Source organism: Micromonospora sp. NPDC050795 (genome assembly GCF_044456785.1).
Taxonomy (GTDB): Bacteria; Actinomycetota; Actinomycetes; order Mycobacteriales; family Micromonosporaceae; genus Micromonospora.
The window spans coordinates 17240-42093 of the sequence record NZ_JBITGE010000008.1; the positions used below are offsets into that span (position 1 = coordinate 17240).

A 24854-nucleotide genomic window follows, 5' to 3' on the forward strand; every position below is an offset into this window, starting at 1 on the left:
GCGATTGTCGTGCCGACGCTACCGTGACCGGCGCGGCTCGGTCGTCGAGAGGAGGGTCACATGCAGCGGGCACTGGTGCTCGGCGGTGGCGGGGTGACCGGGGTGGCCTGGGAGTTGGGGCTGCTGGCGGGGTTGGTCGAACGGGATGTGCCGGTCACCGGGGCGGATCTGGTGGTGGGCACGTCGGCGGGCTCGGTGGTCGGCGCGCTGGTGTGCTCCGGGTTGCCCGTCGAGCGTTTCTACGCCGAACAGTTGGCACCGCCGTCGAGTGAAATCGCGGCACGGTTGGGCTTCGCGACGCTGGCGCGGCTGATCTGGGCCGGTGGTCGGACCCGCGACGCAGTGCGCTCGCGGGCGCGGATCGGGGCGATGGCGGTGGCGGCGCGTACCCCGCCGGAGTCGTCGCGGCGCGCGGTGATCGAGGCCCGCCTGCCGGCCCGGGAGTGGCCGGCGCGGCGGCTGCTGGTCACGGCGGTGGACGCGTCGTCCGGTGAGTTCGTGGTGTTCGACCGTGACAGCGGGGTGTCTCTGGTGGACGCGGTGGGCGCTAGCTGCGCGGTGCCCGGGGTGTGGCCGCCGGTGACGATCGGCGCGCGCCGCTTCGTCGACGGTGGGATGCGCTCGACGGTGAACGCGGACCTTGCGGCGGACGCGCGGGCGGTGCTGGTGCTCGCACCGACGTCGGCGGCGTTCGGGCCGATGCCACGGCTGTCGGCGCAGGTGGACGCGTTACGGGCGGCCGGAGCGCGGGTGGTGGTGGTGACGCCGGACGCGGCGGCGCGCACGGCGATCGGCCGTAACGTGCTGGACCCGGCGCGGCGGGCGGGGGCGGCGCGGGCCGGACGGGCCCAGGCCGACGTGGTGGCCGACGAGGTGGCGGCGCTCTGGGCGTGATCGCTTACGCTCACCGCGCAGTCGATCCGACAACGGTCGATCGGACAACGGAGGTGCGCGGTGGCGGGTGTGGGTGTCGGCGACGTGGTGCAGGATTTCGAGCTGCCGGACGAGACGGGCACGCCGCGGCGGCTGTCGGAGTTCCTGGCGGCCGGGCCGGTGGTGCTGTTCTTCTACCCGGCGGCGATGACCCGGGGGTGCACGGCGGAGAGCTGCCACTTCCGTGACCTCGCGGCGGAGTTCACGGCGCTGGGCGCGACGCGGGTGGGCATCAGCCGCGACCCGGTGGCGAAGCAGGCCGAGTTCTCGAAGCTGCACGGCTTCGACTATCCGCTGCTGTCGGACGCCGACGGCACGGTGGCGCAGCAGTTCGGGGTCAAGCGACGGGTGCCGTTGGGGCCGTTGAGCATGAAGCGCATGACGTTCGTCATCGGCACCGACCAGCGGATCATCGAGGTGATCCACAGCGAGGTCAGCATGAACGAGCACGCGGACCGGGCGCTGCGGGCGCTGGGCGGCTGACCGGGGTGTGAGCCCCGTGCGGCGGGTGTCGCAGTCGGCTGGTATCAAGACAGCAATCAAACAGGTGTACGGAAGAGGGTTGTGATGGATGCCGGCCAGGGTTTGTCCACTAGCGAGGTGCAGAGCATCCGGGAGTCGTTGGCGGCCGGTCGCAAACCGCGGGTGGTGTTCACCGCTTCGGCGGGGCAGATCGCCGGTCAGGTCGGTCAGGTGATCGAGCTGACCGACCCGGAGGTGTCCGACGAGTTCGTGGTGGTGCGCTTCGGCCGCGACGAGTTGCCGTTCTCCCCCGCCGACCTGGCCGTGGCGCCCAAGGGCGTCACTCGTCGGGTGGTGGAGCCGAAGCCGGAGCCCGAGCCCGAGCCGCCGGCGGTGGCCGCGCCGGAGTTCGTGTTGGACACGCCGCGGGTGCCCGCGCAGCGACAGGAGGAGCCGAAGGTGGAGCAGACGGAGAAGCCGCCGGCGCGGCGGGCGGTCAAGGCCGTCAAGCCGAAAAGCCCCGCGGGCCTCACCGTGACCTTGGCGTACGCCGACGGGGAGTGGACCGTCGCCGCGCAGCAGGGCAGCAAAGCCCTCGCGAAGCCGTACGTGGTGAAGCCGGCAGAGGCGTTGAAGATGGTGGCCCTGGTCGACGTGCCGGGGGTGCAGGAGGCGGTGGAGCAGATCCTCGGCACCGAGCGGGCCGAGGCGGAGCAGCAGGCCGAGAAGCTGCGCGCCGAGCTGGCCGAGATCGAGGCCCGGCTGGCGGAGCTGCGCGAGGCCCGCTGAGGGCTGTCAGTGCCGGCTGTGGTGGTGCAGCAGTCGGGTGATCAGTCGCGTCAGCTGCTCGCGCTCGGTGGTGGACAGCGGTGCGAGCAGGTCGACCTGGACGCGCTCGAGGGTCGCGCCCAGCCGGCGGGCCCCGTCGACGCCGGCGTCGGTGGCGCTGATGACGTTGCGGCGGCGATCGGCCGGGTCGGGGGCACGCACCACGAGCCCTCGGCCGGCCAGGTCGTTGATGGCGGCCACCACGTCCCTGCGGTCGATGCCGCAGCGACGGCCGAGGTCGGCCTGGCTCGCGGGCCCGTCCTCGGCGAGGGTGGCGAGCAGCCGGTAGTGGTAGCCGCGCAGGTCGTGCGCGGCGAAGCCCTCGTTGAGCAGGCGGGCGGCGTGACCGGCGGTCTGGCGCAACCACCGTTGGCTCGGCCAACGTGTCGAAGGAGGCGTCATGTCCACCGTCCCCACCCTCAACGGCCAGGTCATCGGCCAGGCCCACTACGCCACCCGGGCCCTGCTCGAACGGGCCATCAGCACACTCGGCGTCCCGTTCAACCAGGTGGTCGCGCAGCATTCGGCAGCCGCCACTCGTGAGCAGTTGACTGTGCAGCGCGAGGGGCAGTTGACCGACCGATACACCAGGGCTGTCGAGCAGCTCGCCAACGTTGACACAACCGTGCGGATCGGCGGCATCTACGCGCTTGACCGTATCGCTCGCGAGTCGATCGACGACCGCCCGAACATTGTCAACGTCCTCGCCGCCTACCTTGCGGACCTGCGGGGCTCCGACTTCACCCGCGCGTTGCTGGACGGTGCTGATCTCACAAGGGCTACGCGGGACGAGACAACCTGGTGGCCCGACGGAGCACCCGAACCCTAGTCAGGGCAGCGCCCTGCGGGTCAAGGTGCCCGTGTCACGTCGCATGGCCGGCCGTCCATTTCTCGACGCCCGCGACCAGAATCAGGTGCGCGCTCCGAGGACGACAACGGCCCCGCAATCGGCAGCCGGTAATGTGACAACCGGCTAGCGGAAGTAGTAGAACCGCCCTCCGCCAGCCTCGATCTCAGGCACAGAAGTGAAGGACAGGCGGAAGCTCGGCAGCGCTTCGGTGGGGTAGCCCCTTTGAGCAAGAACGGCACGTGCGCGTTCCTCCAAGGCGGGTGCCTCCTCACGAGCGGCCTGGGCCTCCTCGACGGTGGAGAAAATCAACCACGAGCACATTTCGTCAGAACTGCCGTCGAACGAAGGAATGACCTCAAGGTCCACGATGCGGTGCCCCGAGTCCTTGAACGCCTCGGCGGTTAGGGCCTCGGCGACCAGCCTGCCGAACCGGAAGTGATTGATTCCCGCCACGAAGGCGATTTCATCATCGTTGCCTACGCGTGGCTACCACTGAACGGGCTCGATCGGGACCGCTACCGGCGCGGCAACATGCGCTTGTGCCGGGAAACCATCGGCCCGCCGGTCAGAAGTAGTCGAGCAACTGCGCGGGCCCGCCGCAGGCCAGGAGGTCGAGCGCGCCCGGGTCGACACCCGGGCTGTGGTGCAGCAGGCCGGCCTGCGCGACCGAGCGGGCCTGCGCGGCACCGGCGTAGAGCAGGGCGAAACCGCGCACGTCCAACCGCAGGTCGGCCTCGCCGCCGACCCGGGTCAGCTCGGCGTCGCCGTCGCCGACGGTCAGCCTCCAGGTGCCGGTGTTCCACTCGGCGAGCGGATCGGTGAGGGCGAAGTCGACGACGCCTCGGGTGTGGGCGGGCCACCCCCGCGCGCTCACCGCGCGGGCGACGTCGACCGGTCGGTGCATCCACAGGTCCCGCTCGTGGTCGCGGGCCGACTCCAACGGCAGGACGGCGCTGACCGCGTCGCCGTCGAGCGGGCACAGTCGCAGCGTCGGCGCGACGCTGGCCCAACTGCCGAGCACCCCGACGATCTCCCGGGCGGCCTCGGGCGTGACAGCGAGGGCCTCGTCGACGGTGAGCACCGAATCCGCCCCGTAGCCCCGGCCCCGCTGCCAGGTGGCGTAACCGACCAGCTCGCCGTCGGCCTCGACGAGGGTGACCCCGTCGCCGGGCAGACCGCGGTCGGCGGCGTCGAACAGCTCACCCCGGCGGGTCAGCATGCCGTTGCGGTGCCGGGTGACACGCTCGTACAGGGCGTCGACGGCCGGCAGGTCGGCGGGCGTACCGGCCCGGACGGTGAGGTGCGACGCGGGCCGGTGCCGGGGCAGCGCGGCGGTGGCCAGGTCGACGGTGCGCAGCACCCCCGCGGCCTCCCACCCGCAGGCCCGGTACGGGGCGGCGACGGTCGGATAGAGCGCGCTGATCGCCGCCTGACGGTCGCGGGCGCCGCGCAGCAGCGCGCTGAGCAGGGCTCGCGCCACGCCATGACCACGGGCCTCGGGGGCGACGGCCACCCCGGCCACGTCGGCGGCCGGCACCGCCCGCCCGGACCACCACTGGTCGTGGTGCAGGTCGACGGCCTTGCCGACGAGCCGACCGGAGTCGTCGAACGCGCCGTAACGGGTCAGGCCGGGCACCGGCGCGGGCGCGGGCGCCGGGCGCTGCGGGTCGGAGCCGAACGCGAAGCGGCCCAGCTCCCAGGCGGCGTCGAGGTCGTCGGCGGTGAGTTCGCGTACGTGCACAGTGGCGGGCATCGGCACACCGTAAACGAGCCCACCCCCACCACCCCCGCGATTTTCCTCGACGCCCCCGCGCTGCGCCGTCCCCGCTGGTGCGCGATCTTGCGGTTACTGTCGCGGCTTTACCGGCATTTCGTGCAGATCGACGACCGGAAGTGCAAGATCGACGCGATTCCCCCGCTTCCGGCGGTCAGTGTTGCGGGATGTTGGCCACGCCGATGCGCTTGCGGAACACCCAGTACGTCCACGCCTGGTAGGCCAGCACCACCGGAGTGAAGATCACCGCCACCCAGGTCATGATCTTCAGGGTGTACGGGGTCGACGCGGCGTTGGTGGCCGTCAGCGTGCCGGCCGCGTCCAGGGTGGAGGGCAGCACGTTCGGGAACAGCGCCGCGAACAGCGTCGCCACCGCCAGGCCGATCGCCACGGCCGTGCCGGTGAACGCCCAGCCCTCCCGGCGTACCCGGGCGGCGGCCAGACCGCCGAGCAGGGCGAGGGCCGCGCCGACGGCGAGCACGACGGCGGCCGTGCTGGAGCGGATGGTCAACGTCCAGGTCAGGAACCCGACCGCGAGCACGGCGGCGCCCACACCCAGGCGCACGGCGAGCGCGCCCGCCCGCTCGCGGATGTCGCCGGTGGTCTTCAGGGCGAGGAACACCGCGCCGTGGGTGAGGAACAGCGCGAGGGTGGTCGCGCCGCCCAGCAGGGCGTACGGGTTGAGCAGGTCCAGCAGGCCGCCGACGTACTCGTGGTCGGCGTCCAGTGGCACGCCGCGCAGGATGTTGGCGAAGGCGACGCCCCACAGGATCGCCGGCAGCAGCGAGCCGACCACGATCGCCGCGTCCCAGCGGCGCTTCCAGGACGCCTCGGGGCGCTTGTGCCGGTACTCGAAGGCGACGCCCCGGGCGATCAGGGCCAGCAGGATCAGCAGCAGCGGCAGGTAGAAGCCGGAGAAGAGGGTGGCGTACCACTCGGGGAACGCGGCGAACATGGCGCCACCGGCGGTGATCAGCCACACCTCGTTGCCGTCCCAGACCGGGCCGATGGTGTTGATCAGGACGCGGCGTTCCCGGTCGTCGCGGCCGAGCACGGGCAGCAGCATGCCGACGCCGAAGTCGAAGCCCTCCAGGATGAAGTACCCGGTGAACAGCACGGCGACGAGGAGAAACCAGATGGTGGTCAGTTCCACGATGGGCTCCGGGATCAGTAGGCGAAGGCGAGCGGGCGCTCGGCGTCGTCGGTGTCGTCGGTGGGGGGTTGCTCGCTGACGTCGGGTACGCCGGCCTTGGCGTAGCGCAGCAGCAGCTTGACCTCGATCACGGCGAGGGTGGCGTAGATCAGCGTGAACGCGGTGAACGAGGTGAGCACCTCGGCCAGCGAGACGCTGCGCGACACCCCGTTTCGGGTGAGCATCTCGCCGAAGACGATCCACGGCTGGCGGCCCATCTCGGTGAAGATCCAGCCGAACGAGTTGGCCAGCAACGGCAGGACCGGCATGGCCAGCCCGGCGCGCAGCAGCCACCTGCTGCTCGGGGTGCGGCCCTTGCGCTGGCTCCAGAGCACCAGCAGGGCGATCGCGCCGGCCGCCATCCCGAAGGCGATCATGAAGCGGAAGCTCCAGTAGGTGACCGGGATGATCGGGGTGTAGCTGCCCGCGCCGTACTGGGTGGCGTACTGGGCCTGCAGGTCGTTGATGCCGTGCACGGTGCCGTTCGGCTCGCCGGTGCCCAGGTACGACAGCAGGTACGGGATCTTGAGGGCGAACACCTCGCGGCTGCCGTCCAGGCTGCCGATGGTGAGCACCGAGAACGAGGCGGGGCTCTCGGTGGTGTAGAGGCCCTCGGCGGCGGCCATCTTCATCGGCTGCACGTCCGTCATGATCTTGCCCTGGATATCGCCGGTGAACAGCACGGCCGCGGAGGCGACCAGGACGACCCAGGAGCCGAACTTCGTGGCCAAGCGGTACGCGCCGGTGTCGGCGGAGTCGCGGTTGCGGATGACGTGCCACAGGCCGACGGCCACGACCAGCGACCCGGCGACCAGGAACGAGCCGGCCAGGGTGTGCGGGAAGGTGATCAGGGCGACCTTGTTGGTCAGCACGGCCGGGAAGTCGGTCAGCTCGGCGCGTCCGCTGTCGGGGTTGATCCGGTAGCCCACCGGGTTCTGCATGAACGAGTTCGCGGCGAGGATGAAGTACGCGGACAGGTTGGTGCCGATCGCGGCGGCCCAGATGCTGGCCAGGTGCGCCCGCTTGGGCAGCCGGTCCCAGCCGAAGATCCACAGGCCGATGAAGGTGGATTCGAGGAAGAACGCGACGAGCGCCTCGATGGCCAGGGGTGCGCCGAAGATGTCGCCGACGAAGCGGGAGTAGTCGCTCCAGTTCATGCCGAACTGGAATTCCTGCACGATGCCGGTGACCACACCCATGGCGAAGTTGATCAGGAACAGCTTCCCGTAGAACTTCGTCAGCTTGAGGTAGCGCTCGTTGCCGGTGCGGTGCCACATCGTCTGCAGGATGGCCACCAGCACGGAGAGGCCGATGGTCAGCGGCACGAAAAGGAAGTGGTAGACGGTGGTGACACCGAACTGCCAGCGGGCAACGTCCAACGCGTCCACCTGAGGACCTCCAGCCATCCGTACTACGCGACGTAGTAAATACTACTGCTCGTCGTAGAAGGCTGGGGGTCCGTACCCGGCCGGGACCAATGACCCTGATCACCCGACCCGCCCTCGCGGCCCCGCCGCAGCGTGCGACGATGGCGCGCTGATGGACACCGCACACACCACCTGGCAGCCGCCGCTGATCTGGCGCGCCGCCCTGCTGCTGGCCCGGGGCCTGGTCGGCCTGCTCGGCCGCCTCGAGGTCACCGGCGACGTCCCGGCGCACCTGCGTCGCGGTCCGCTGGTGCTGACCGCCAACCACATCAGCCCGTTCGACCCGGTGGTCATGGCCGCCGCCTGCCAGACCCGCGGCGTCGCCCCCCGGATCATGGCGACCGCCGGACTGTTCCGCGTCCCGGTGTTCGGTGCCGCCATGCGTCACGCCGGGCACATCCGGGTCGACCGCGGCACCAGCGCCGTGCACCAGGCCCTCGACGACGCCGCCACGGCGGTCGCGCGCGGCTCGGTGATCCTCATCTACCCCGAGGGGCGCATCGGCCTGGACCCCGGCCTGTGGCCCGAACGCGGCAAGACCGGTGCCGCCCGCCTCGCACTGGCCTGCGGTGCCCCGGTCGTCCCGGTCGCCCAGTGGGGCTCGCACGAGGTGCTGCCCTACCAGGCGCCCCGCGGAATGCTGCGCGGCATCGCCCGCTCGCTGTGGCGCCGCCCGGTGATCCGGGTGCACTTCGGCGCCCCCGTCGACCTGGGCGAGACGGCGGCCGCCAACCCCGGCGCGGCCCGCCGCGCCACCGACCGGATCATCGACGCGCTCACCGACACCCTCGCCCCACTGCGCCCCGACGAACCCGACCGGCCCCACCACGTCGACCCCGGACGCCCCACCGACCTCAGCCGCGCCCACCGCCGCCACCCCCGCTGAGTCACCCGCAGCGCCGACCACCGATCGGGATCCGCTGATGCCTCCCGGACTAGACTGCCGGATCCAGTAAGCAGCGCGATGCCAGCGGGGGCGACGATGACGACCGACGACCGACTCGAGCGGGCCAGAGAGGCCTATCAGCAGGCGGTGTTCGGCGGCGACAGCAGTGCGCTCGCCGCCGCCGAGCGTGGACTGGACGCGGTCGACGCCGACGCGGCGCTGGCGCGGGGACGGATATTGCACGCACGGTTTCAGAGCGGGTCCAGCGACCCAGGCGGGGTGCCTGCGGAAGATCCCGCTCAACTGCCGCTGTTCGAGCGCGCGCTTGAGTTGTACCAGGCGCTGGGCGACACGCGCGGTGAGGCAGAGGCGCTGTTCTGGATCGGCTGTCTGCACCAGTTCGTTCGACGAGACGATGAGAGGGCGCTTCCTTACCTGCAGCGGTCCTGCCGGCTGGCGGCGCAGGTCGACGACAAACTGACCTGGTCCGAGGCCCTGCGGCACCTGGGCATCGGCGCACACGCGGCTGGTCGGCTGGGCGAGGCGCGCGAACTGCTGGAACAGTCGTCCCAGCTGCGCCGGGAGATCGGGGCGCTGCCGGGCGTGGCCTCCAACATGATCGGACTGGCGTACATCGCCGCAGCCCAGGACCGCCGCGCGGACGCGCTCGCAATACTCGACGAGGCGCACGCCCTGGCAAGCACCCATGGTGCGAACGCGATCGTCGGCCACATCGAGCAGGCGAAGAGTCGGATCTGAACGGACATGCGGGGCAGCGCCCGCGTGCAGCCATCCGCCGCGCCACCACCCCTGCGCACGCCCTTTGCTCTGCACCCGCGCAGGCGACAGTCACCGTCGGTAGGCGGCGCATCCGCGGGTGCAGAGCAAAGGAAGAAGACCGGGCGCCGCAGACCGGGTGCCGCAGACCGGGGCGCCGGGGTGGTGCCCGGGGACCGGTCCGGGGCGTGAGCTGCGGCCGCCGGAGCCCGGACGGGTTAGGACGCCGGGCGGCCCCGGTCTGATCTTCGCCGGTAGGCCACCCGCGCTCCACCGACGGCAGGCATACTGCGCTGCGTGTTGATGCGATTCGGCTACCTCGACGCGCCCGCGCCGCTGGCGTTCGCCCACCGTGGCGGCGCCGCCGAGGGCGACGAGAACACCACCGAGGCGTTCGCCCGGGCCATCGGGCTGGGCTACCGGTACGTGGAGACCGACGTGCACGCCACCGCCGACGGCGTCGCGGTGATCTTCCACGATCCGACGTTGCGCCGGGTCACCGGCGAGGCGGGGCGCATCGGCGAGATGAGCTGGGCGGACCTCGCCTCCGTACGCGTCGGCGGCGCCGCCGTCGTACCCCGGCTCGACGAGGTGTTGGGGGCGTGGCCGCAGGTCCGCTTCAACATCGACGTGAAGGCCGACGACGGCGTCGAGCCGACGGTCGCGACAGTGACCCGGGCCGGCGCCGGCGACCGGGTGCTGCTCGCCTCGTTCAGCGACGCCCGGCTGACCCGGCTGCGGGCGCTCACCGAGGGACGCGTCGCCACCAGCCTCGGCATGCGCGGCGTCGCCCGGCTGCGGCTGGCCTCCCTGCACGGGCGTCCGCTGCGGCTGCCGCCGTCGGTGGTCGCCGCGCAGGTGCCGCCGCGCTACGGGCGGGTGCCGGTGGTGGACCGCCGGTTCCTCGACTACTGCCACCGGATCGGCCTGCAGGTGCACGTCTGGACGATCGACGAACCCGCCCAGATGCACGACTTACTGGATCGTGGCGTGGATGGCATCATGACCGATCACGTCGGCGTGCTGCGCGACGTCTACCGCAGCCGCGGCCACTGGGCCGCCTGAACCATTCCAAGGACCCCGATGGCCGAGACCGTGACCCCCACGGTGGACGACACCCCGCCTCCCGCGAGCACCCGCCGGGAGCGCCGGGGCTGGTACATCTACGACTGGGCCAACTCCGCGTTCCAGACCACCGTCATCACCGTGTTCCTCGGCCCGTTCCTGACCACGGTCGCCGAGGTGGCGGCCGGGTGCGAGCTGGGTGCGGATTCGTGCGACGGCTTCGTGTACCCGCTCGGCATCAAGGTCGCCGCCGGGTCCTACTACCCGTACCTGATCTCGCTGTCGGTGTTCCTCACCGTGTTCGTGCTGCCGGTCATCGGGGCGATCGCGGACCGGTCGGCGCACAAGAAGCGGCTGCTCGGCGGTGCCGCGTTCACCGGCGCCGGCGCCACCATCGCGATGGCGTTGGTCACCGGCGACCGGTACCTGCTCGGCGGGGCGCTCTTCCTGGTCGCCAACATCTCGTTCGGCGCCGCGATCGTGGTCTACAACTCGTTCCTGCCGCAGCTCGGCGGGCCCGACGAACGCGACGGCATCTCCAGTCGCGGCTGGGCGCTGGGCTACCTCGGCGGCGGTCTGCTGCTGGCGCTCAACCTGGTCGCGATCACCCTGCTCGACGACGGTGACAACCCGCAACGCACCCTGGACCTGGCCCGCTGGTCGATCGTGTCCGCCGGTGTCTGGTGGGCGCTGTTCACGCTGGTCCCGCTGCGGTGGCTGCGTGAGCGCCCGCCGGCGGCGGCACTGGCCGGCGGCGGCAACATTCTCACCGACGGGTTCCGCCAGCTCGGCCGCACCGTCCGCGAGATCAAGGCGTACCCGCTGACGCTGTACTTCCTGCTCGCCTTCCTGGTCTACAACGACGGCATCCAGACCGTCATCACCCTGGCCAGCCAGTACGGCACCGAGGAACTGCGCCTGGAGCAGAGCACCCTGATCATCACCATCCTGCTGGTGCAGTTCCTCGCCTTCGGCGGAGCGTTGAGCCTGGGCGCGCTGGCCCGGCGTATCGGCGCGTGGAAGACGGTCCTGCTCAGCCTGGTCCTCTGGACCGGTGTGATCATCGCCGCGTTCCGGCTGCCCGCCGAGGCGCCGGTGCCGTTCATGGTCCTCGGCGCGGCCATCGGCCTGGTCCTGGGCGGCAGCCAGGCGCTGAGCCGGTCGCTGTTCAGCCAGCTCATCCCCACCGGCAAGGAAGGCGAGTACTACGGCTTCTACGAGATCAGCGACAAGGGCACCAGCTGGCTCGGCCCGCTCGCCTTCGGCCTGGTGTTCCAGCTCACCTCCTCCTACCGGGTGGGCCTGGTCTCACTGCTGATCTTCTTCGTGGTCGGTTTCCTGCTCCTCGCCGCCGTACCGATGCGCCGTGCCATACTCGCCGCCGGCAACACGCCACCGCGGGTGCTCTGAGCACGCGTCCCGCGCCCGACAGATCAGGAGTGGTCGATCGGCTAGGCTGCCCGACCGTGACTGACGACGCCACCACCGCCCCGACCTGCCTGGCCCATCCGTTCCCCGGCCAGCCGCACGCTCCGGCCGGGTGCGCGGCGGCGCGTGGGCTCGACGGGCGGCCGGTGCACGCGGCGGCGTTGAAGTTCTTCTGGGGGCCGATGGACTGCGGCAAGTCCACGATGGCGTTGCAGATGAACTACAACCACGCCCGGCAGGGCCGGCGCGGGCTGGTCACCACCCGCATCGACCGGTCGCTGGGACCGCAGGTCACCACCCGCATCGGTCTGGCCCACGAGGCCATCGAGGTCACCGACGACCTGGACCTGCGGGCCCTGGTGCGCGGCCGGTGGGCCGACGGGGTACGCGTGGACTACCTGATCTGCGACGAGGCGTGCTTCTACACCGTCGAGCACGTCGAGCAGATGGCCGAACTGGTCGACAGCTACGACGTCGACGTGTTCGCGTTCGGCCTGGCCACCGACTTCCGGTCGCGCATGTTCCCCGCCGCGCAACGCCTGTTCGAGTTGGCCGACGAGGTGGCCCGCATCCAGGTCGAGGTGCTCTGCTGGTGCGGGCGCGAAGGGCTGCTCAACGCCCGCGTCGTCGACGGGCGGGTCGTCCGTGAGGGCGCCCAGGTCGTCATCGGTGACACCGTCGACACCGCCGAGGTGCGCTACCAGGTGCTCTGCCGCCGGCACTACCGCAGCGGCGACCTCGGCCCCCGCGACTGAGGGGCCCGCCGCCCGGACACCCGATCGGCCACGATCACCCCGACCGTGACCAGCAGCGCCGCCCCGGCGGCCAACGCGACCGGCGCCCGCAGCGCCACCGCCGCCGGGCACAGCGCGAGCAACAGCAGCGCCGCGGCGACCCGGGCGACCACCCCGTCGTCCCGGAGCGTCATCTGGTACGCGGCGTGCCCGGCCAGGAACAGCGCGGGACCGCCCAGAACAACCAGGGCGCTCGACCAGCCGACCGGTTTGCCAGGGTCGTGCAGCAGCCGTTCGTCACCGACGGCGGTGACGACGATGCCGCCCACCATCACCGGGTGCAGATAGTTGAACACCAGCCGGGAGAGCCGGCCGGCCCGCGCACCCGCGTGCGCCAATGCCGCCATGCTGGCCTGCGCCCGGTCGAAGTACACCCACCACAGGGCCACCGAGCCCGCGAAGGCGAGCAGGAACGCGGCGATCGTCACCCGGTCCAGCCGCTGCGTCAGCGTCCCACCGGTGATCAGGATCGACTCCCCCAGCGCGATGAGGATGAACGCCTGACAGCGTTCGGCCAGGTGCCCGCCCACCCGCCAGTGCTCCGGCCTGCTGCGCCCCATCCCGGGCACCGGAAACCCGGTCGCCAGCCCGATCGAGTCGACGGCGATCACCGCGATCCAGATCAGCTCTCGGGCCGGGGCGTCCACCAGCCCACCGACGACCGCCAGCGCCGCGGTGCCCGCGATCCAGACGACACACTGCCGGAAACTGTCAGCGAGCCACGGTTCGCCGCGGATCGCCCACAGGGAGAAGGCGGTGCGTCCCACCTGCACCGCCGCGTACGCTCCGGCGAAGAGCAGGCCGTTGTCGCCGAACGCGGTGGGCAGCGCCGCGGCGAGCAGCAGGCTGCCCAGCGTCACCACCAGCAGCGTGGCCCGCACCGGTGTGCGGTCGGGGTGCAGCCAGTTGCCGGCCCACACCGTGTAGATCCACACCAGCCAGATCAGGCCCAGCAGCACCGCGGTCCGCCCGACACCCCGCCAGTTGAGGTTCTCGACCAGGTAGTGCGACAACTGGGTGATGGTGAAGACGTAGACCAGGTCGAAGAACAGCTCGGTGGAGGTGGTCCGCTCCACGCCCCGGCGCGGGCGCAGCAGCTGCGGGTGAAGCGGCCCGGAGCCCGGCGAGGACAGGGTCACCGCACCCTCGCCCGTACCCGGAGCCGGTCGGTCAGGATCACGGCGACCGTCACCGCCACCGCCAGCGCGGCGCACACCGCGACGGGTACGCCCAACGCCACCCCGACCGGTATCAGCGCCAGCAGGACCACCACCGCCGTGAGCCGGCTCGTCGGCACGGTCCGCCACAGCAACGCCTTGTAGGCGGCGTGCCCGGCCAGGAACAACGCCGGGCCACCCAGGATGAACAGCGCGGCGACCGTGCTGGTGGGCGCGCCGGGCTCCCGCAGCAATTGCTCGTCGCCCGCCGACGTGACGATGACACCGGCGACGATCACCGGGTGCAGGTAGTTGAACGCGACCCGACTCAACGCGCCGGTGCGCTCGCCAGCGTGGGCGATGACCTCCCTGGCGGCCGGAGCCGACCGCGCGAAGTACACCCACCACAGCGCCACCGAGCCGGCGAACGCCAACAGGAACGCCCCGGACGTCACCAGGTCCACGTGCGACGTGAGGGTGCTACCGGTAACCAGGATCGACTCACCCAACGCGATCAGGACGAACGCCCCGCACCGCTCGCCCAGATGCCCGCCCTCCACCATCCACCGCTCGGGGCGGCTCCGGCCCCGCCCCGGCAGTGGATAGCCGATCGACAGACCGACCACCTCGATCACGATCACCGCCGCCCACAACGCCTCCCGGGCCGACCCGCCAACAAGGCCTCCGAGCACCATGAGCACCGACGTCCCGGTGATCCAGGGCAGCGTCTGCTGGAATGCGACGACCAGCTGGGCACTGCCCTGGATGGCCCACAGCGCGAACAGGGTACGGCCCACCTGCACGGTCACGTACACCACCGCGAAGAGCAGGCCGGTAGCGTCGAACGCCTGCGGGATCGCCGCCGACAACAGCAGGCTGCCTAGCGTCACCCCGATCAACATCGTCCGCACCGGCCCCTGGTCCGGTTGCAACCAGTTGGTCACCCAGGTGGTGTACACCCAGACGAACCAGACCAGCGCCAGCAGCAGTCCGGTACGTGCGGCGCCACGCCAGTCCAGGTGCGTGATCAGATACTGCGACAGCTGGGTGATGGTGAAGATGAAGACCAGGTCGAAGAAGAGTTCCGTCGAGGTGGTCGGCTGCACCCCCTGACGTGGTCGCAGCAGCTGCGGGCGCACCGGGGCGGCGAGTGAGGGCTCAGAACGGGTCACCGCACACCCGCCAGTCCCCGTCCTCACGGACCACCGGCAGGCGCCGTTCCTCGCTGAGCCCGCCGTCGCGGGTCACCTTCACCGTCACCGTGCCCTGCGGTCGTCCGCTGCGGGTCGCGACCGACACGTCGGTGATCTCGTAGTCGGTGACCATCGGTGGTGTCCGCACCCAACTGGTGAAGCCGATCGCGCTCCACCGGCTGCGCGCGTCCTCGCAGAGCCGCTCGTACGCCCGGTCGCTGTCGCCGAGGGCCACCTCGCTGAGGAAGCCGTCGGCGGTCTCCCGGATCGGGCCGGCGGCCTGCCGGACGGTCTGCAGGTTCCAGGCGCCCAGCCCGGCCACCCCCACGCAGCACAGCGCCACGCCGAACCCGGCGAACGCCAACCCGGTGCGCATCGGGCGGTGACGCCGGGCCGGTCGGCTCCACGACTGGCCCGCACCCACGACTACCGACCGTAGAGAAGACGGTCACGCCGACGGGCGACAAGCCGGAAACTGGGTGCGCCCGATGGGCGGGTGTGCCCTGTTCGCGGCGGCCCCGCATCGTCTACCGTCGGCGCACACCCCCCGAGCAGTGCCAGGAGCCGATCGATGAGCCGCTTCGTGCAGCCGGTACCACCCCCCGTCGACCCGTACGCCGGCGATGGTCTGCTGCGGTCCTGGCTGGAGCGTCACCTCGGCCCGGGCGGGCACGCCGCCGCGAAGGGCCGTCTCGCGGACCTGGCCGCCGACGTCACCGGCCCGCTGCGCGCGGCGCACGCCGACGCGGAGGCGCACCCGCCGACGCTGGTCCGCTACGACCCGTGGGGTGCCCGGATCGACCGCATCGACACCTCCGCCGGTTGGCAGGCGCAACGTGCCGCCGCCGCCCGACACGCCGTGGTGGCGCTGCCCTACCTGCCGGACGCGCGGGGCACCTGGGGTGCCGCCGCGCGGGTCGTGCAGCACGCCCTGCTGCACCTGTACGGACCGGAGTCCGCGACGTTCTCCTGCCCGGTGGCGATGGCCGACGGGGCGGCAGCGCTGCTCAGCACGCCCGACGTCGACGCCACGGTCCGCGACACGTGGCTGCCCCGGCTGATCTCCACGGACCCGGCCACGGCGATCACCAGCGGGCAGTGGATGACCGAGTCGCAGGGCGGTTCCGATCTGGGCCGCTCCAGCACCCTCGGCCGACCCGCGGCGGACGGTTCGTGGCGGCTGACCGGGGAGAAGTGGTTCTGCTCCGCCGCCGACGCGGCGATGGCGGTGGCGCTGGCCCGGCCCGAGGGCGCCGGGCGGGGCAGCCGGGTGCTCGCCCCGTTCCTCGTTCCCCGGTACGCGGTTGACTCACCGCTGGCCGACGGCGCGGCGCCCGGCGCACCCGCACCGGGTGTCACAGTGCACCGGCTCAAGGACAAGCTGGGCACGCGGGCGCTGCCCACCGCCGAGATCGGCCTGCGCGACGCGTACGCCCTCCCGCTGGGTGACCCGGCGGTGCCCGGTCTGGTCCGGGCGATGACCCTGGTCGTGGTGACCCGGGTGCACAACGCCGCGGCGGCGGCCGGCGGGATGCGACGGGGTCTCGCCTACGCCCGCGCGTACGCCGAGGCGCGGCACGTCGCCGGCGGCCCGCTGGTGTCCTCGCCCCTGCACCGGGCCACCCTGGGCACCCTCGCGGTCGACGCGGCGGGCGCGTTCGCTCTCGCCGGGCACGCCTTCGCCCTGCTCGGGCGGGTCGAGGTCGGCGCCGACCCGGAGGCCGCGGCCGAGCTGCGCATCGTGGCCCCTCTGGCGAAGCTGGCCACCGGTCGGCTCGCCGTCAGCTCCGCCAGCGAGTACGTGGAGAGCTTCGGCGGGGCCGGCTACGTGGAGGACACCGGCGTGCCCCGCCTGCTGCGCGACGCCCAGGTGCTGCCGATCTGGGAGGGCACCACCAATGTGCTGGCCCTGGACGTGCTGCGCGCGTTGACGCGGGAGGACGCCGGGACGCCGCTGCTGAGCCGGCTGACCGCCGCCGTCGACCTCGCGCGGCCGTTGTCGCCGGTGCTGGCCGACACCCTGGCCACCGCCGCCGCGCAGTTGGCGGAGACCATCGCCGCGGTGACCGTCGAACCGGGTGCGCCGGCGGTGCTCGCGGGCGCCCGCGGTCTGGCGTTGCGCCTGGCGTACGCGCTGACCACCTCGTTGCTCGTCGAGCACGCCGCGTGGGGCGACGAGCAGGCGGAGTTGGCCGCCCGGCTGTGGGCGCGCCGTTGGCTGCGGCACGAGGAGATCGCCGAGGACGCCCACCATCACCTCGACCTGCTCTGCTGACCGGCCGGCGCGAGCGGACGGGTGAACGCCATGTCGGTGCTGATCGAGCTGGGTGACGACAGGGGCGCGCCGCTGGACGAGCGCCGACCACCGCCGCAGGTGTCCCGCCGGTGGCGGGTGGCGGTGCTGGTGGCGGCCTGTGTCCTGCTGCTCGGTGGTGCCGCCCCGGCCGCGCGCCTGACGCCGCAGCCCGGGCCGGCGCTGCCCGCCCGGGCGACCGTGCTGGGCGCGGGGCCGCTGCTGCTGGTCGTCGACCCTGAGCCGAACCCGCCGACGCTGAGCGCCTACGACTCGGCCGCGCCGAACGGCCCGCCGCGGTGGCGGGTCACCGTGCCGCCCGCCGCCGGGTGGTCCGCCGAGGTCGCCGGTGAGGTGTTGCTGCTGGTCGAGCGCGACCAGGCGCTCGGGGCACGGATGACCACCGGGCGGTCGTTGCGGACCGGCGAGCCGGTATGGCGGCGACCCGAGCGGGTGTACGCGGCCGGGGACGCGGCGGTCGCGGTGAGCGAGGTGCGCAGCGCCTCCGAACCGGGTCGGCGGGTCGAGGGCACGGTGCACGGCGTCGACCCGGCCACCGGCGCGACCCGGTGGTCGGTCCCGCTGCCCTCCACCGCGGTGCTGCGGGCGCTGCCCGGCCTGCCGGGGCGGGTGCTGTTGGTGCAGGACGACGGGTTGGTCCGGCTGCTCGACGCCCGCGACGGCACCGAACGTGGGCGGGGACAGCTTCCGCCGGCCGACTACGGCCCGGACAATCCCCAGGTCGTCGGGGCGTACCTGGTGCTGCGCCACCCGCGCGGCGGCGCGGTGGCGCTGACCGGCTACGACCTACCCGGGCTGGTGCCGCGCTGGTCGTCGCCGGTGCAGCCGGGGGAGCTGATCCTGCGGCCCTGCCAGGGTCTGCTCTGCGGGCAGGACGAGCAGGGACGCTGGGCGATCGACGCGGGCAGCGGGGTGCGGGTGTGGACGTGGCCGGGCGGGGCGCGCTGGCGAACGGTGGCTGGGCCAGGGGTCGCCACGGAACCCCTGGTGGTGCTGGGGATCGCGGCCGACGGCAGGCGCTCCCTGGTCGCGACGGTGGGGCGCGACGGGCATCGCGTGTCCGCTGTGCTCCCGGCGGGTGTGACCGACTGCCGCCGGGTCGGCGCCGGGTTGATCTGCCGCGACGGCACGGCCCGTGTGACGTTCTGGCCCCTCGACGCCCCGTGACCCCGGGTCAGCGTAGGGGGCCTCGGGCAACGGCTGCGCTCATCGTCGCCGGATCGCCGGCCGGGACGAACTCCAACCACCAGGTGGCCCCGGCGGTGGCCAGCTCGCCGAGGTAGGCCCGTTCGGCGCGTTCGTCGGAGCGACGTCGCCGGCCGCCGATGGCCACGTCGAAGGGCTGACCGTCGGCGCGCGTCGATGGCAGGGCGTTCGCCAGGTCGTGGACCTCGTCGGGGGTGAAGTCGGACCATCCGTCGGTGTCGGTGAGCTTGTACGGCACGATGCCGTCGGCGCGGGCGGCCCGGCGGCGCACCGCCCCGGCCTGGGTGCTCCCGCCGACCCAGACCGGCACCCGCGGCGACTGCACCGGCGCAGGCCGCAGCGACACCCCATCGGCGCGGTAGTGGGTGCCCTGGTGACTGACCCGCCCACCGCTGAGCAGCCCGGTCAGCAGGTCGAGACCCTCGTCGAGCATCGCGGCCCGCACGGACACCTCGGTCTTCTCGCCGAAGGCGACCAGACCCCGATCGCCGGGGTCACCGACACCGACCGCCACTGTCGCCCGGCCCGCGCTGAGGTGGTCGAGGGTGAGAACCTCCCGCGCCAACTTCGCCGGACGGCGTCGGGGCAGCGCGGTGACGGTGGTGCCCAGTCGCACCCGGTCGGTGCGCCCGGCGATCCCGGCGAGGACGAGCCACGGGTCGTAGGTGAACGGCTCGTCTCCGGAATAGTGGATCAGGTAGTCCTCCAGGAACACACCGTCCCAGCCGGCGCGTTCGGCCAGCTCACCCAGCTCGACCAGTGTGGACACCGCTATCGAGGCCCCACCGCAGGAAATCTCCAGACCGTGTCTCATCCGCCGACCGTAGGGCGGGGGCCTGACACTGGGCCGCGGCGAGTGTCACGGGGCCGAAGGTGTCGGGCCCCGGCGGCATACCGCCGGCGTGAGAGCTTCTGCCGACCTGCGTCTGCCGCCGTCCGCGGGGCAGAGGCGGAGAAGCGGCAGTGCCGCCCGCGCTGCTCAGCCGCGACGACGCGACCGGGCCGCCCACACCGCGTAGGCCGGGTCGCGGTCGAGGTTGTGCCGGTCCCGGTCGTAGCGGCGGGTGGTGCGCGGGTCGGCGTGCCCCATGGCGTCCTGCACGTCCTCCAACGGCACGCCCTCCGAGCGGGCCGTGGTGGCGAAGGCGTGCCGCAGCGAGTGCGGGGACAGCTTCGCCCAGGCCGGGATGCCGGCGGCGCGGGCGAGCCGACGGACCATCCGGAACACCGAGTGCCGGTCCAGCCGGGCACCGCTGGCGGTGACCAGCAGCGGGCCGGTGAGCTGCGGCACCGGCACGCCGGTGGTGGCGGCCCGCTGGGCCAGGTAGGCGTCCAGGGCGTGCCCAGTGCCGGGGGTGAGGGCGCGGCGGCGTTGTTTGCCGCCCTTGCCGACGAAACGCACGCTGCGGTGGCCGCGTTCGGTGCCGAGGTCGGTCAGGTCCAGCGAGATCAGCTCCCCGACCCGCAGGCCCAGGTCGGCGAGGAGCGCGAGGGCCGCCCGGTTGCGGACGGCGGTCGCGCCGGTGTCCGCGTCGGCGGCGCTGAGCAGGGAGTCCACCTCCTCGGGGGTGAGCCCGACGGTGGCGGAGTGGTCCCGGTCGACGCGGGGGCGGTCAGCGCCGGAGACCGGGTTGGCCGGCACAGCGCCCAGTTTGACCAGGAAGTCGTACCAACTGGACAGCGCCGAGAGTCGGCGGGCGACGGTCGCCGGGGTCAGCGGGCGGCCACTGCGGGTGCCGAGACTGCTCTCCAGGGCGCGGGCGTATTCGTTGACGTGCAGGAACGTGGCCCGCAGCGGGTCGAGGTCGTGACCGCCGCACCAGGTGAGCCAGCCGGTGACGTCACGTCGGTAGGCGTCCCGGGTGTGCTCGGACAGCCGCCGGTTGCGCAGCCACGCCTCGGTGACCTCGACCGGCCCGCTCGGCAGCGCCGGTGGCGCGGACGGGCGGGCGAGCACCGGAGCGTCGGAGAACACCATGTGAAAAAGGCTCTCAGCCTCGGGTGGGATCGGCGTGCAGGCGCGCCGATCCCACCCGTCACCGTGTCGGGTCAGGCGTTGATCTCCCGGCGGGCGGCGCCGTTGGCCTGGATGGTCACCCGGCGGGGCTTGGCGCGCTCGGCAACCGGGATGCGCAGCGTCAGCACCCCGTTCTCGTAGCCGGCCTCCAGCTTGTCGGTGTCGAGCGTGTCGCCGAGGAACAGTTGCCGGGTGAAGGTGCCCATCGGGCGTTCGGCGGCGACCAGTTCGACGCCGTCGCCGGCGGGCCGGCGACGCTCGGCGCGGACGGTGAGCACGTTGCGCTCGACGGTGCAGTCGATGCTGTCCGGGTCGACGCCGGGCAGGTCGAACGCCGCGTAGAAGTGGTCGCCGTCGCGGTAGGCGTCCAGGTGCATCGTCGCGGGACGGGCCGCCGTACCGAAGAACTGCTCGGCGAGCCGGTCGATCTCGCGGAACGGGTCGGTACGCATCAACATGGTCATGCCTCCTCGGATCTCCTGGCCGAAGGTGATGAGTTGAGCCGGGGTGACTCAACTTCCTCTTCTTGTTTAGCGCCTTCGCAAGCGAACGTCAACTGCTTCTCGAACCAGTGGTCGGCGTAGGGGCCCCGCGAGTACGCCGGGATCTCCACGTAGCCGTGCCGGGCGTACAGGGCGCGGGCCTCGACCAGGTCGTTGCGGGTGTCGAGCCGGATCCGGTCCACCCCGGCCGCGCGGGCCCGCTCCTCGACGGCGGCCAGCAGCACGGCACCCCCACCGACGCCGCGATGCTCGCCGCGGATGAACACCCGGGTCAGCTCGGCCCATCCCGGTTGCCAGCGCAGACCGGCGCAGCCGGCCAGGTCGGTGCCGTGGTGCGCGAGCAGGAGCAGCCCGCTCGGCGCGGTCAGGTCGTCGCTGGGCATCTCGGCCAGGGCGGCGTCGACCTCACCGGGCCGGGCCGGACGACGGTGGTAGCGGACCACCATCTCGGTCATGTATTCGCGCAGCAGCAGAACTGCGTCGGGGTGGTCGGGCCGGCTGGCGCTTGTCGTCCAGGTCGGTCGGGCGGTGACGGTCACCTGTTGATCATCACCGCCCGGTCAACGGCTTTATCCGGTCGCCCGGGTGCCCGGTGTCGTGGGCTCGCCGACCCGCAGCAGCGGCCAGTCGGCCAGGTCCCGCAGCAACTGCCGGTCGTGGGTGGCGACGACGACAGCGGCACTCGTCGCACGGATCGCGGCGGTCAGCTCGTCGGCAAGCGTCGACGACAGGTGGTTGGTCGGCTCGTCGAGCAGGATCACTGTGGGCCGCCCGGCCAGGACCAGTGCCAGATCGAGGCGGCGCTGCTGTCCCTGCGACATCCGCCCGACGGGCGTACGCGTCGCGGCGGAGTCCAGCAGCCCGAGCGATCCGAGCGACACGGCCTCGGCGGCGGGCAGCACCCCAGCGGACACCAGTCGTCCCACCTGGCCGGCGTACACCTCGTCGGCGGTGAGGTCGAGGGCCTGCCCAGCGGTCTCCTGGGTGAGCCGGGCGACCCGGGCCCCCCTCGCCGTCCAGGTGTACCCGACGGAGGGTTCGAGCGCTCCGGCGAGCACCGCGAGCAGTGTGGACTTCCCGGCGCCGTTGGGCCCGGTGACGAGCAGCCGGTCACCGCCGTCGAGGCTGAGGTCGACCCGACTGGCGAGCCGCCCGTCGACGGCGACACCCTGCGCGCGTACCTGCGGCGCGCCCTGCCGTACGCCGAGGTCCGGCAACCGCAGCGCCGGCGGTGGTTTCGGTACGTCGATCCGGTGTGCCTGGAGCGCGTCCTGTTGCCGGTTCAGGGCCTGCACGACGCCCGGCGCGCGGGACTGGCGCTGGTGCTTGCCGGTCCCCTTGTCCGGTCGCCAGCCGGTGGAGAGCCGGTCGCGGGCCTTCGACACCGCGTCCTGGAGTCGTCGACGCTCGGTCTGCTGCTGCTCGTACTCCTGCTCCCAGTGCTCCCGCTCGCGACGGCGGGCGTCCTGCCAGGCGTCATAACCGCCGGCGTGCAGCCGCGCCTTCGCGTCGTGGGTGGGGTCGAGGTCGAGGAACCGGTCCGCGACGTCGCGTAGCAGCGCCCGGTCGTGGCTGACGACGGCGAGACCGCCGTCATGCTCGCGGAGCCGGCGGGTCAGGAAATCCAGGCCGCCGGCGTCGAGGTGGTTGGTCGGCTCGTCGAGCAGCAGCACATCATGGCGGGCGCCGAGCAGGCACGCCAGCCGCACCCGGTAGCGCTGCCCCACCGACAACGTCGCCAGGGGGCGGTCGCGGTCGGTGCAGGCGTCGAGGGCCTCCAGTGCCACGTCGACGCGGCGCTCGGCGTCCCACGCGTCGAGGCGGGTGGCCGCGTCGAGCGCGCAGGCGTAGCGGTCCTCGGCGCTCGGGGCTCCGGCGGCCAGGGCGAGAGTCGCCTGGTCAAGCGCGGCGAGGGCGGTGAGCGACGCGGCGAGGGCCTCGGACGTGAGGGTGCCGACCGTCTCGCCGTCGCGGGCGGACAGCTCCTGGCGGGCCAGTCCGATCGTGCCGGCCCGCCGCACGGTGCCGCCGTCCGGCGTGATCAGCCCGGCGAGGACGTGCAGCAGCGTCGTCTTACCGCGGCCGTTTTCGCCGACGACCGCCACCCTCGAACGGGCGGAGACGGTGACCGAGACGTCGGTCAGGACGCGACGGGACCCGCGGGTCACTGTGACGTCGGTGGCGCGGACGTGCGCGCTGCCGGCCTCGACGGGCCGGGACATGGTTTCGGGGTTCGGTATGAGGTTCAACGGTGCTCCGCAGCTCGCGATGGAGCCGGGCAGCAGCTAACGGCCGCCCGGCGGGAACCGGGACGGCGAGCGCGAATTCAGCAGAACGAAGGGCGCCGCCGTCAGCGGGCGGAGCGGACCTTCTGCGACCAGATACCTCGTGCCATGACGGCGATGCTAACAGCGACGATCTCCCCGCTCCTACCGGTTTTTGCCCACCCCGTGGTCCGCGCGACACGGGGTGGGCGGCGGGGAATACCAGGGGGCGGTTACCGGCGGGGGCGGGGTAGCAGGGCGATCAGCGCGACCGCCACGGCCACGTGCGTCGCGCCGAGGGCCAGCTTGGCACCGCCGGTGGCCTCGACGCTGAGCACGGGGACGAAGGACAGCACCGTCACGACGATGGCCAGCGAGATCCAGACCGGTCGAGCGACCCGGCTGGCGAACCGCTCGAGCAGCGCCAGCGACGCCCAGCCGAGCAGCGCGGCCACCAGGGCGATCATGACGATCGCGCCGGCCCCGATGACAGTGGCGGGCTGGCCCGGGCTCTCGACGGTGTAGTCGACTCCGGCCAACGCCCCGATCGCCCAGATAGCCAGGGGGGCCACGACAGCGGCGGCGACGCCGAGGGCGCGGCGGCGCAGCAAGGAGGGGGCAGGGGTCGTGACGGTGGCAGCACTCATGACGGCTCCTCGTTCAGGGAAACGAACGAGTACGACCGTAACAGATAATCTTGTTCGGAACTATCTCCTTCAGAACTAACAACCGGAGCGTGCACCCGGCGCATACGGGGAGGTGTTGGCCAGTGGTCCGCTCACCAGCCCCAGGAGAGCCCGCAGGAACACTTCCCGGTCCTGCTCGGGCAGGGTTGCCAGCAGGTCGTCCTGGATGCGTCGGACCACCTGTTGCGCTTGCCGCAGCACCTGCTCCCCCGCTGGAGTCACAGCGACCATCCGGGCCCGCCGGTCCGTTGGCACCGGGCGGCGCTCGGCCAGCCCGGCCCGTTCCAACTGGTCGAGCGTCACCACCATCGTGGTCTTGTCCACACCGCACCGCTCGCCGATCTCCCGCTGGGTCAGCTCGCCGGTGTGGGCCTGCGCCAGCACGTAGTGCGCCCGCGGCGATATGCCCAGCTCGGCCAGCCCGGCGGCGTGCTCGGTCTGCAACGCGTGACTCGCCCAGGAGAGCAGAAACAACAGGTCCGGCGGGCCATCGGACGGCGTGCAGGAGGTCATGCGCCGAGGCTAGCAAGATCCTCCGCGACCAGACGGTTCCCGAAGTCGACGTTCAGAGCCGCTGGTAGATGCCGTGCTCGCGGGTGAGCAACTGCTCGTCGATCAGATACCGGCGCAGCGTCGCGTGATCCGACCCGCCTGCGGCGCACCACGGCTTGAGCGCGTCGTCGACGGCCCGCTCCGGATAGCGGGTGCCCGGCTCGAACGACTGCTCGGCGATGTGCGCAAGCAGGACCCAACGCCGGCCGCGCTGCGCCGGCAGGCTCACCAGGACGCCCGCCCGCAGGAAGGTCCGCAGGACCGGGTCGACGCCGGGGTCGGCGTCGTCGGCCGGCCGGCGGTCACGCGCGGCGGCCCGCAGCGACGCCTCGTCGGCCGCGAGCGCGCCGTCCGCGCAGATGACAAGGCCCGCGTCGGTGAGCCGGCGGACCCCGGTGAGCACCACCCGCGCCGGCAGGCCGGTCCGCGCGGCGACCTCGGTCGCGCTGGTCGCACCCAGCACGATCGCCGCGAAGGTCCGTCGCCGTCCGTCGTCGGCCAGGGCCCCGGCCAGCACATGCGCAGTCACGCCGGTCACCCTCGCAT

Annotated in this window: 27 protein-coding genes; 11 read left to right on the top strand and 16 right to left on the bottom strand. The window is 72.5% G+C overall.

What is annotated here, in order from left to right; all coding sequences use genetic code 11:
- Positions 1 to 60: 60 nt before the first annotated feature.
- From ACIBEF_RS09150 to ACIBEF_RS09160, 3 genes are all read left to right on the top strand, one after another.
- A complete protein-coding gene (locus ACIBEF_RS09150; protein ID WP_396792499.1) occupies positions 61 to 894 on the top strand; it encodes a patatin-like phospholipase family protein in 834 nt (277 codons plus the stop codon).
- A 60-nt stretch (positions 895 to 954) separates the two neighbouring features.
- A complete protein-coding gene (locus ACIBEF_RS09155; RefSeq protein WP_396792501.1) occupies positions 955 to 1416 on the top strand; it encodes a peroxiredoxin in 462 nt (153 codons plus the stop codon).
- A gap of 84 nt (positions 1417 to 1500) precedes the next feature.
- Complete coding sequence (locus tag ACIBEF_RS09160) at positions 1501 to 2184, top strand: hypothetical protein (protein ID WP_355007529.1); 684 nt, start codon at positions 1501 to 1503, stop codon at positions 2182 to 2184.
- Positions 2185 to 2190: 6 nt separating this feature from the next.
- On the opposite strand, the gene ACIBEF_RS09165 is transcribed toward ACIBEF_RS09160, so the two are convergent.
- The gene (locus tag ACIBEF_RS09165; RefSeq protein ID WP_396792503.1) at positions 2191 to 2625 is read right to left on the bottom strand and encodes a MarR family winged helix-turn-helix transcriptional regulator; all 435 of its coding nucleotides are present in this window, start codon (positions 2623 to 2625) and stop codon (positions 2191 to 2193) included.
- On the opposite strand from ACIBEF_RS09165, the gene ACIBEF_RS09170 reads away from it, so the two are divergent.
- Entirely contained in the window at positions 2624 to 3052 is a 429-nt protein-coding gene (locus ACIBEF_RS09170) for a pentapeptide repeat-containing protein (protein ID WP_396792506.1), read from the top strand. The two genes, ACIBEF_RS09165 and ACIBEF_RS09170, sit on opposite strands and share 2 nt — an antisense overlap.
- A gap of 144 nt (positions 3053 to 3196) precedes the next feature.
- Here ACIBEF_RS09170 and ACIBEF_RS09175 read toward each other — a convergent pair whose 3' ends face one another.
- The 4 genes from ACIBEF_RS09175 to ACIBEF_RS09190 form a co-directional block, all read right to left on the bottom strand.
- Complete coding sequence (locus ACIBEF_RS09175; RefSeq protein ID WP_396792508.1) at positions 3197 to 3526, bottom strand: hypothetical protein; 330 nt, start codon at positions 3524 to 3526, stop codon at positions 3197 to 3199.
- Positions 3527 to 3638: 112 nt separating this feature from the next.
- Positions 3639 to 4826: an enhanced intracellular survival protein Eis gene (eis, locus tag ACIBEF_RS09180; protein WP_396792510.1), complete on the bottom strand. Its 1188-nt coding sequence runs from the start codon at positions 4824 to 4826 to the stop codon at positions 3639 to 3641.
- A 175-nt stretch (positions 4827 to 5001) separates the two neighbouring features.
- A complete protein-coding gene (gene cydB, locus ACIBEF_RS09185; protein ID WP_396792512.1) occupies positions 5002 to 6000 on the bottom strand; it encodes a cytochrome d ubiquinol oxidase subunit II in 999 nt (332 codons plus the stop codon).
- A 14-nt stretch (positions 6001 to 6014) separates the two neighbouring features.
- Positions 6015 to 7427: a cytochrome ubiquinol oxidase subunit I gene (locus tag ACIBEF_RS09190; protein ID WP_396792788.1), complete on the bottom strand. Its 1413-nt coding sequence runs from the start codon at positions 7425 to 7427 to the stop codon at positions 6015 to 6017.
- Positions 7428 to 7578: 151 nt separating this feature from the next.
- On the opposite strand from ACIBEF_RS09190, the gene ACIBEF_RS09195 reads away from it, so the two are divergent.
- From ACIBEF_RS09195 to ACIBEF_RS09215, 5 genes are all read left to right on the top strand, one after another.
- Entirely contained in the window at positions 7579 to 8352 is a 774-nt protein-coding gene (locus ACIBEF_RS09195) for a lysophospholipid acyltransferase family protein (RefSeq protein WP_396792514.1), read from the top strand.
- 96 nt (positions 8353 to 8448) lie between these two features.
- Complete coding sequence (locus ACIBEF_RS09200; RefSeq protein WP_396792516.1) at positions 8449 to 9111, top strand: tetratricopeptide repeat protein; 663 nt, start codon at positions 8449 to 8451, stop codon at positions 9109 to 9111.
- A gap of 321 nt (positions 9112 to 9432) precedes the next feature.
- The gene (locus ACIBEF_RS09205) at positions 9433 to 10194 is read left to right on the top strand and encodes a glycerophosphodiester phosphodiesterase (RefSeq protein ID WP_396792790.1); all 762 of its coding nucleotides are present in this window, start codon (positions 9433 to 9435) and stop codon (positions 10192 to 10194) included.
- 18 nt (positions 10195 to 10212) lie between these two features.
- On the top strand, positions 10213 to 11604 hold the full coding sequence (locus tag ACIBEF_RS09210) for an MFS transporter (RefSeq protein ID WP_396792518.1): 1392 nt from the start codon (positions 10213 to 10215) through the stop codon (positions 11602 to 11604).
- A 56-nt stretch (positions 11605 to 11660) separates the two neighbouring features.
- On the top strand, positions 11661 to 12377 hold the full coding sequence (locus tag ACIBEF_RS09215) for a thymidine kinase (RefSeq protein ID WP_396792520.1): 717 nt from the start codon (positions 11661 to 11663) through the stop codon (positions 12375 to 12377).
- On the opposite strand, the gene ACIBEF_RS09220 is transcribed toward ACIBEF_RS09215, so the two are convergent.
- Genes ACIBEF_RS09220 through ACIBEF_RS09230 form a run of 3 tightly spaced genes read right to left on the bottom strand, consistent with a single transcriptional unit; the run spans position 12344 to position 15190 of the window.
- Positions 12344 to 13555, bottom strand: coding sequence for a low temperature requirement protein A (locus ACIBEF_RS09220; RefSeq protein ID WP_396792522.1), 1212 nt, complete (start codon positions 13553 to 13555; stop codon positions 12344 to 12346). The two genes, ACIBEF_RS09215 and ACIBEF_RS09220, sit on opposite strands and share 34 nt — an antisense overlap.
- The gene (locus ACIBEF_RS09225) at positions 13552 to 14745 is read right to left on the bottom strand and encodes a low temperature requirement protein A (RefSeq protein ID WP_396792523.1); all 1194 of its coding nucleotides are present in this window, start codon (positions 14743 to 14745) and stop codon (positions 13552 to 13554) included. Before ACIBEF_RS09225 ends, ACIBEF_RS09220 begins: the two co-directional genes overlap by 4 nt.
- A complete protein-coding gene (locus ACIBEF_RS09230) occupies positions 14732 to 15190 on the bottom strand; it encodes a hypothetical protein (protein WP_396792525.1) in 459 nt (152 codons plus the stop codon). The genes ACIBEF_RS09225 and ACIBEF_RS09230 overlap by 14 nt, the downstream gene beginning before the upstream one ends.
- Before the next feature lie 147 nt (positions 15191 to 15337).
- On the opposite strand from ACIBEF_RS09230, the gene ACIBEF_RS09235 reads away from it, so the two are divergent.
- Both ACIBEF_RS09235 and ACIBEF_RS09240 read left to right on the top strand, forming a co-directional pair.
- Positions 15338 to 17041: an acyl-CoA dehydrogenase family protein gene (locus ACIBEF_RS09235; RefSeq protein ID WP_396792527.1), complete on the top strand. Its 1704-nt coding sequence runs from the start codon at positions 15338 to 15340 to the stop codon at positions 17039 to 17041.
- A gap of 30 nt (positions 17042 to 17071) precedes the next feature.
- Complete coding sequence (locus ACIBEF_RS09240; protein ID WP_396792529.1) at positions 17072 to 18247, top strand: PQQ-binding-like beta-propeller repeat protein; 1176 nt, start codon at positions 17072 to 17074, stop codon at positions 18245 to 18247.
- A 7-nt stretch (positions 18248 to 18254) separates the two neighbouring features.
- On the opposite strand, the gene ACIBEF_RS09245 is transcribed toward ACIBEF_RS09240, so the two are convergent.
- The 8 genes from ACIBEF_RS09245 to ACIBEF_RS09280 form a co-directional block, all read right to left on the bottom strand.
- Positions 18255 to 19100, bottom strand: coding sequence for an LLM class flavin-dependent oxidoreductase (locus ACIBEF_RS09245; RefSeq protein ID WP_396792531.1), 846 nt, complete (start codon positions 19098 to 19100; stop codon positions 18255 to 18257).
- Positions 19101 to 19265: 165 nt separating this feature from the next.
- Positions 19266 to 20264: a tyrosine-type recombinase/integrase gene (locus tag ACIBEF_RS09250; protein WP_396792532.1), complete on the bottom strand. Its 999-nt coding sequence runs from the start codon at positions 20262 to 20264 to the stop codon at positions 19266 to 19268.
- Between the two features lie 71 nt (positions 20265 to 20335).
- Entirely contained in the window at positions 20336 to 20761 is a 426-nt protein-coding gene (locus tag ACIBEF_RS09255) for an Hsp20/alpha crystallin family protein (RefSeq protein ID WP_124771597.1), read from the bottom strand.
- 2 nt (positions 20762 to 20763) lie between these two features.
- Complete coding sequence (locus ACIBEF_RS09260) at positions 20764 to 21345, bottom strand: GNAT family N-acetyltransferase (RefSeq protein ID WP_396792534.1); 582 nt, start codon at positions 21343 to 21345, stop codon at positions 20764 to 20766.
- A gap of 30 nt (positions 21346 to 21375) precedes the next feature.
- Positions 21376 to 23055, bottom strand: a complete 1680-nt coding sequence (locus tag ACIBEF_RS09265; RefSeq protein WP_396792536.1) for an ATP-binding cassette domain-containing protein — start codon at positions 23053 to 23055, stop codon at positions 21376 to 21378.
- Between the two features lie 248 nt (positions 23056 to 23303).
- Positions 23304 to 23717, bottom strand: a complete 414-nt coding sequence (locus ACIBEF_RS09270; protein ID WP_357223976.1) for a DUF6069 family protein — start codon at positions 23715 to 23717, stop codon at positions 23304 to 23306.
- Positions 23718 to 23792: 75 nt separating this feature from the next.
- Complete coding sequence (locus tag ACIBEF_RS09275) at positions 23793 to 24269, bottom strand: MarR family winged helix-turn-helix transcriptional regulator (protein WP_238669826.1); 477 nt, start codon at positions 24267 to 24269, stop codon at positions 23793 to 23795.
- Positions 24270 to 24321: 52 nt separating this feature from the next.
- A complete protein-coding gene (locus tag ACIBEF_RS09280; protein ID WP_396792537.1) occupies positions 24322 to 24837 on the bottom strand; it encodes a DUF2087 domain-containing protein in 516 nt (171 codons plus the stop codon).
- Between the last annotated feature and the right edge of the window lie 17 nt (positions 24838 to 24854).